The organism is Arthrobacter sp. P1_A5, from assembly GCF_056406825.1.
The window spans coordinates 1-2236 of the sequence record NZ_JBFTZL010000312.1 but is presented as its reverse complement, the minus strand read 5'-3'; the positions used below and the strand labels follow the sequence as shown (position 1 = coordinate 2236).

Here is a 2236-nt window from a genome sequence, read left to right as displayed (position 1 = left end):
GCATAACCCGCCGCCGGTCGACCTCGCCGTTGCCTGGATCCGCGACGCTGAGACACCCCTGCTGCGCAGCTTCCTGCAGCTCTTCGATTTACCTCCCACATCGGGTCCTGGCCAGCAACAGCCCCCGCTTCGCCCCGCGGAGTCGCCGGCCCAGTCCCTGCCACAGTCACAACCCGCGTCCGCATCCGCAACAAAGGAACCACCCCGTGAAAATTGACCGCATTGAGGCCATTCCCTACGCCATTCCTTACGCGCGGCCGCTGAAGTTCGCCAGCGGCGAGGTGACTTCCGCGGAACACGTGCTGGTCCGGATCTACACGGACACCGGCATCTGCGGTATCGCGGACACCCCGCCGCGGCCCTACACCTACGGCGAAACCCAGGATTCGATCGTCTCGGTGGTGACCAAGGTCTTTGCCCCGCAACTCATCGGGCTGGACCCGCTGGACCGCTCCAAGGTCCAGCAGCTGCTCCGGCGCACGGTCAACAACCCCACGGCCAAGGGGGCCCTGGACATCGCACTCTGGGATGTCATCGGGATCTCGCTGGGCACCCCGGTGCACAAACTGCTGGGCGGCTTCACCGACAGCATGCGGGTCTCGCACATGTTGGGCTTCAAGCCCGCCGCCGAGCTTCTGGAAGAAGCGCTGCGGTTCCGTGAAAAGTACGGCATCAACACCTTCAAGCTCAAGACCGGGCGGCGGCCCCTCTCCCTCGACGTCGAGGCCTGCCATGTTTTGCGGGAGGGCCTTGGCGAGGACGCCGAGATCTACCTCGACGCCAACCGTGGCTGGACGGCGAACGAGGCCATGGAGGTCCTGCGCAGGACCGAAGGCCTGGGCCTTTCCATGCTGGAGGAGCCGTGCGATGCCGGCGAGGCGATGGGCCGGCGCCGGCTGGTGCAGAGCTCGAGCATCCCGATCGTGGGCGACGAAAGTGTCCCCACCCTGGGCGATGTCTCCCGCGAATTGCTTTCCGGCGGCAGCACCGCGATCTGCATTAAGACTGCGCGCAGCGGTTTCACCGAAGCCCAGCAGATCCTCGGCCTCTGCATGGGCCTCGGCGTGGACGTCACGATGGGCAACCAGATCGACACCCAGATCGGCAGCCTCGCCACGGTCACCTTTGGTGCGGCGTTCGAGGCCAGCTCCCGGCGGGCCGGGGAGCTCTCCAACTACCTGGACATGACGGACGACCTGCTCGCGGAGCCGCTAAAAATCATGGACGGCGCCATCCGGGTCCGCGATGTCCCCGGCGTCGGCGCGGCCATCGACGCCGACAAGCTGCAGAAATACCGGCAGGACTAGCCCGGCCCGGCCCGCATCCTGCCTCAGAACGCCGGCACACCGCTCCCCACCACGCAAGGAGAACCACATGCTGTATCTCGTCCGCATGGACGTCAATATTCCGCTGGACATGCCCAAGGAACGCGCCGACGCCGTCAAGGCGGAAGAGCGGGAGTATTCCCAGCAGCTGCAGCGCGACGGACGATGGGCGCATTTGTGGCGGGTCGTGGGCGAATACTCCAACTACTCGGTGTTCGACGTCGCGGWCAACGACGAGTTGCACACCCTGCTCTCCGGACTGCCGCTCTTCCCCTACATGGACATCAAGGTGACGCCGCTGGCCAAGCACCCGTCCGCTGTCGAATAGCCCAGCCCCTCACTCGAACATTCATATCCAAAAGCTTTCAATGGGCCGGAAATAGGTATTTCCCCTCGACCAATTACGGGCCTACCGTTGAATCAACACCGGATGTGATGTGCGGCACGGCACTGAGCGAAATTTGCCAGTCCGGAACCGCCGACCGCTCTTACCATCCTTCTTTTTTTGACAAGGGAGTCACCATGACAATGGAAACCGAAGCCACAGCAGCTTCCTCGGGCGCAGGGGCAACCGCCCGCTTCCGGGAGAACAAGCACCTCGCCGCCGGCACCAGCCAGGAGCGGGTCAGCACGCTTGCCGGCCGCGTCATCAAGGCGATCAACGACACCGTCCTGGACGAGAAGGTCACCTACGACGAATACAACGCTTTCAAGGCCTGGCTCATCCAGGTCGGCGAGGACGGGGAGTGGCCGCTGTTCCTGGACGTATGGGTGGAGCACTCCGTCGAGGAGGTCGCCAACTCCAGTCGCCACGGTTCCAAGGGCAGCATCGAGGGACCGTACTACATCCCGAGCGCCCCCACGCTCAACACCCCGGCCACCCTGCCGATGCGCGACGACGAACCCGGCAC

At 64.6% G+C, this 2236-nt stretch carries 3 protein-coding genes and 1 pseudogene; all 4 read left to right on the top strand.

Going from position 1 to position 2236, the window contains the following annotated elements; all coding sequences use genetic code 11:
• Positions 1-217 (top strand): annotated as a pseudogene (locus AC1D1S_RS20755) (hypothetical protein); the annotation flags it as partial.
• Entirely contained in the window at positions 207-1307 is a 1101-nt protein-coding gene (locus AC1D1S_RS20750; protein ID WP_459384503.1) for a mandelate racemase/muconate lactonizing enzyme family protein, read from the top strand. The pseudogene AC1D1S_RS20755 and the gene AC1D1S_RS20750, both read left to right, overlap by 11 nt.
• A 67-nt stretch (positions 1308-1374) precedes the next feature.
• Positions 1375-1653 carry a muconolactone Delta-isomerase gene (catC, locus tag AC1D1S_RS20745; protein ID WP_476995405.1) on the top strand — a complete coding sequence of 93 codons (279 nt, stop codon included), beginning with the start codon at positions 1375-1377 and terminating at the stop codon, positions 1651-1653.
• Positions 1654-1847: 194 nt separating this feature from the next.
• Positions 1848-2236, top strand: a 389-nt coding sequence (locus tag AC1D1S_RS20740; protein ID WP_476995404.1) for a dioxygenase, incomplete at its 3' end; no start/stop codon positions are given.